We start from the raw sequence: 4,739 nt of genomic DNA on the forward strand, positions 1-4,739 counted from the left end.
CATTAAGAAATGTTACAAATTACATGGGTACATCAAGAAAAGTTAAGGGGCGTATCCATTGATGGATAAGGGTTTTCGGCTATTATAGTATATATGTATGGGGGAAGTTCAGGTATAACTTGTAGATAGGAGGAACAATTTAGTATTCATGTCTTGATTCAGCGATCCCGCTTTTTACTATCCTCTAATGCTGCCGCTTCTAGGCTGGTAATTGCGGTTTCTGCCGTCAAAATGTCAGGAATATCAGTTAAACTAGCAGTTTTATAAACCTGTTCATTTCTAGCAAATAAATTGCTCATATCTTGAGAATAATTAGAAGTGATCGATAATAAAGCTCCGGCAAAAACATAGATAGGTAAAGGCAAAATAAACCCCTTGGCCCACTGATAAAATTCCACCAACAAAAATAAGAAAACACAACCCACAACCCAAACTTTCATCGCACTTTTTTCCCCTATCTTTACGAGAAAAGGTGAGCAAAAAGCCCACCTTTTATTTAACTAATTCCAGTAAGAATTTACTCGATCACGGGAGCGATTAACTCGCGTCTTTCACCGGAAATTACTTTCACCTTACCTTCCTCATCGATATCGACCATAGCCGTATCCCCACCAGAAACCCGTCCGGAGAGAATTTCCTCAGCCAGAACATCTTCCAATAGACGCATAATCGCACGACGTAAGGGACGAGCGCCGTAGGCCGGATTATAACCCTCCTCGATCAAGCGTTCTTTAAACTTATCGGTGACAGACAAAGTAATATTTTGTTCTGTCAGACGTTTAAACACATCCTTGAGCAGGATTTCGGCGATTTCCTTGACCTCTTCCTTATTCAGTTGACGGAAGACAATAATCTCATCGAGACGGTTGAGGAATTCCGGACGGAAATATTGTTTTAATTCCTCATTAACCAGCGATCGAATGCGATTATACTGGGCCTCGGCCTGATTATCGGCAAACTCGAAACCTAAACCACCGCCACCCTTCTCGATGACTTTAGAACCGATGTTCGAGGTCATGATCAACAGGGTATTTTTAAAGTCCACCGTGCGACCTTTGGCATCGGTCAAACGTCCATCTTCAAGGATTTGCAGAAGCATATTGAAGACATCGGGGTGAGCTTTTTCGATTTCGTCGAATAGCACCACCGTATAAGGACGACGACGCACCGCTTCCGTTAATTGTCCCCCTTCGTTGTAACCAACATAACCCGGAGGTGAACCGATTAACTTAGAAACCGTGTGCCGTTCCATGTATTCCGACATATCGAGACGGATCATCGCATCTTCCGAACCAAAGAAATAAGCGGCCAGAGCTTTAGTTAACTCGGTTTTACCTACCCCCGTTGGACCGGAGAAGATAAAGGAAGCAATGGGACGGTTGGGATTTTTCAGACCGACGCGAGCGCGACGAATGGCGCGGGACACCGCTTTAACTGCGTCCTCTTGACCGATGAGACGCTGATGTAGGGTATCTTCCATGTGCAGCAGTTTCTCGGATTCGGTTTCGGTCAGTTTATTGACGGGAACCCCAGTCCAAGAAGCGACGATGTGAGCGATTTCCTCCGCATCGACAAAGGGTTCATCGTTGCCATCTTCGCCTTTTTTGGTGGAAGCGAGATTCCGGATCTGGGTTTTGATTTCCATTTCCCGATCGCGCAATTCCCCAGCTTTCTCGAAGTCTTGACCGCGCACCGCGTCATCTTTTTGTTTGAGAATTTGCCGCAGTTCTTTATCTAATTCCTTGGCTGCTGGGGGCAATTGGGAATTAATCAAGCGCACTCTCGAACCAGCCTCATCGATTAAATCGATCGCCTTGTCCGGTAAGAAGCGATCGCTAATGTAGCGATCGGACAATTTCGCCGCCGCTTCTAGCGCTTCGTCTAAGATTTTTAGTTTATGGTGCTGTTCGTAGCGTTCCCGGAGACCGTAGAGAATTTCGATCGTTTCTTCTACGGAGGGTTCACCGACCATAACCGGTTGAAAACGTCTTTCTAGAGCCGCATCCCGTTCGATATGTTTGCGGTACTCATCCAAGGTCGTCGCCCCGATACATTGCAGTTCTCCCCGGGCCAAAGCTGGTTTGAGAATATTGGCCGCATCGATCGCCCCTTCGGCTGCCCCGGCACCTATGAGAGTATGAACTTCATCGATAACAAGGACGACGTTACCCGCTTGGCGAATTTCGTCCATGATTTTTTTGAGGCGTTCCTCAAATTCGCCGCGATACTTGGTTCCCGCCACTAACAAGCCGATATCGAGGGTGACAACCCGTTTTTCTTCGAGAATGTCGGGAATATCCTTGTTAGCAATGCGTTGGGCCAATCCTTCTGCGATCGCTGTTTTACCTACCCCCGGTTCCCCGATTAGGACTGGGTTATTTTTGGTACGACGACCGAGAATTTGGATGACGCGCTCGATTTCCTTTTGCCGGCCGACCACGGGATCGAGTTTACCCTCGCTGGCCATTTGGGTGAGATTGGAACCGAATTCGTCAAGAGTGGGGGTTTTAGTGCGACCTTGGGAAGATGAACCGGCGGCCACTTCGGCGGTTTCCCCTAACATTCTGATCACCTGGGTGCGAACTTTCGAGAGATCCACCCCGAGATTTTCCAGAACCCTAGCGGCCACACCTTCCCCTTCGCGAATTAGTCCTAAAAGGAGATGTTCTGTGCCAATATAGTTATGGCCCAGTTGACGGGCTTCTTCGAGGGAGAGTTCTAAAACTCTTTTGGCTCTGGGGGTGAAGGGAATTTCCACGGCTACGAATCCGGAACCGCGACCGATGATTTTCTCCACCTCCACGCGCGCATCTTTGAGATTGACACCCATGGACTTGAGGACTTTGGCGGCAACTCCCGTTCCCTCTCCAATTAGTCCTAGTAAAATCTGCTCTGTTCCCACGAAGTTATGGCCAAGGCGGCGGGCTTCTTCTTGGGCGAGCATGATTACTTTAATGGCTTTTTCCGTAAATCTTTCAAACATAGCCTATCCATCACCTACACAAGCGACCCTAGATATGCTGATTTTAGCACGGCTTTTTAGTTTAGCCCTCTTTCAGTGATCAGTTATTGGGGAGCGGCTATTAGTTATAGTGGTTGTAGCTCTGAAGATTTTTTCTGGGGTCAATGGCTCTTAGCTGACTTGCGGAGATGCCCAGAATCTCCCGGATTATGGTTTTGTCCCCCTGGAAACCTGCCGATAAGTTGTTCACCGTTGCATAATCCCCTAGGGTCGTGGTCATCCCCATCCCTCGATCGCTTGACTATTGAGCGCCCATTTTCAGACCAAAACTCGAAGTATAAGCAGATTAAATATTACTACCTATTGACAAATTAGTATATATGTTGTACGAGGACGGGTGATATACAGAAAGTTGACCCATATCTTTGCTCTGGACAGTGTTGTGCAGAAAGTTTTCGTATAATGTGTAGTTATGCCGCTACTTCTATAGTTAAGTAGCTGGTTATAATTAAATTGAAGATAGATTTTGGGTTCGATCCCCCCATCCCTTATAGGGATTTTTCTTAACAATTTTTTCACTAAGCACTCCAACCCTTATCCTGACTTGATTTCAGTTTTTTCTTTGTCAGTAAGGGTGTCAACAAGAAATATTACAGATTGTTAACCGAGTCTTGAAAGCCATGTGCGACAAAGGTTTGAAATGTTAAGAAAGATGTGACTAAAGGATAGCTTAATAAGGGGGGCATCTGACAGTTTTTAACACCTAACTACTTAAATAAACTTACTTATGCAAATTACAAAGGCTACTCGTCGAGATATTATTGATTTATTTACTCTTGAAAAGGCTCATTGGGCAGGTCGTCTAGAAGATACAGAGTTTTTAGGTCGCCTATTCAACCTTGAAACGCTGCCTTCTACTGATCATAGATTTACGAATGCTGAAGAAGATATCTGGCAGCATCGTGTCAACAATGATGATTGGATGAGCAATTGGGTTTTCAATGATCCAAGATTCAATTTATTGAAATGTGATGACGAGATGTTTTTACGCTTTCTATGCGAAACACTTCATCCTGTCGTCCGAAGTGATACAGAAGAGATAAAGCGTTTAGAACAAACATTCAATCAATTGCTGCACGATGCAGGTTACGAGATTGTACCCAAGACACAATTGTCTGGACGTGCTGTATATACAGCAAGAAGAATTCAACTTTCCGTTGAATCAAATATTGAAGATTTGAAACAAAAGTTTAATGGTACAGACACAAAATATGTTTCAGATCAAATCCACCGTATGAAGAGTGCTGTTGATAATGATCCAAGTTTAGCTATAGGTACAGCCAAGGAGTTAATTGAAACTATCTGTAAAACTATTTTGCGTGAAAGAGGTCAATCACTAAGTAGTACTCTAGAGTTGCCAAAGCTAGTTAAGCAAACAGTTAAAGAACTCAAGCTGACTCCAGATGATATTCCAAACGAAGCTAAAGCCGCAGATAGCATAAAGCAAATTTTAAGTAACTTAGCTACAATTACGAACGGTATCGCTGAATTAAGAAATAGTTACGGTACAGGACATGGTAAGGATTCAAAAGCAAAAGGTTTAGGTTCTCGACATGCAAAACTTGCGGTAGGAGCAGCTTCGACCTTAGCCGTGTTTTTATTGCTGAACTTCCCCCATACATATATACTATAATAGCCGAAAACCCTTATCCATCAATGGATACGCCCCTTAACTTTTCTTGATGTACCCATGTAATTTGTAACATTTCTTAATGGA

The 4,739-nt window shown here is 44.3% G+C and carries 3 protein-coding genes; 1 reads left to right on the top strand and 2 read right to left on the bottom strand.

Going from position 1 to position 4,739, the window contains the following annotated elements:
* Positions 1-158: 158 nt before the first annotated feature.
* On the bottom strand, positions 159-440 hold the full coding sequence (locus EWV60_RS19135; protein ID WP_287234064.1) for a hypothetical protein: 282 nt from the start codon (positions 438-440) through the stop codon (positions 159-161).
* Between the two features lie 77 nt (positions 441-517).
* Positions 518-2,983 (bottom strand): ATP-dependent Clp protease ATP-binding subunit, encoded by a 2,466-nt coding sequence (locus tag EWV60_RS19140; RefSeq protein ID WP_002777520.1) that lies wholly within the window; start codon positions 2,981-2,983, stop codon positions 518-520.
* A 766-nt stretch (positions 2,984-3,749) separates the two neighbouring features.
* Between EWV60_RS19140 and EWV60_RS19145 the strand changes: the two genes are divergently transcribed.
* The gene (locus EWV60_RS19145) at positions 3,750-4,655 is read left to right on the top strand and encodes an abortive infection family protein (protein WP_287234066.1); all 906 of its coding nucleotides are present in this window, start codon (positions 3,750-3,752) and stop codon (positions 4,653-4,655) included.
* Positions 4,656-4,739 lie beyond the last annotated feature (84 nt).

It is taken from the genome of Microcystis sp. Msp_OC_L_20101000_S702 (assembly GCF_007095705.1).
Taxonomy (GTDB): Bacteria; Cyanobacteriota; Cyanobacteriia; order Cyanobacteriales; family Microcystaceae; genus Microcystis; species Microcystis ichthyoblabe_A.